The 269-nt window shown below is 36.4% G+C and carries 1 protein-coding gene; it reads right to left on the bottom strand.

Translation table 11 applies throughout. The annotated features are described in order from the left end of the window. The coding region (locus SB775_RS29975) for a hypothetical protein (RefSeq protein ID WP_410864889.1) at positions 1 to 269 on the bottom strand (269 nt) is incomplete at both ends.

Consider the following 269-nt stretch of genomic DNA (forward strand, 5'->3'; position numbering starts at 1 on the left):
CTTGTTTTGTTTGACGAAATACTTATTTTTCATAAATTGATAAAAAATATCTGAGTGAATCCAATTACTAGAAGGCATGTGAATATAATCAGATCCGTCCCACGCAAACCAATAAAAACAAAGCCGCCCGTCATGAATCGACAATTGAAATTCAAAGCAGTCCATTTGATCCTCTGTGACGTATTGAAAAGTGAGAGACTCGCCTTCTTCCATGTACACATCGCAAAATGAAAGAATGTCTCCCCATGAATATACTCGCATATTGCTTT

This window comes from Peribacillus sp. SIMBA_075, assembly GCF_046534585.1.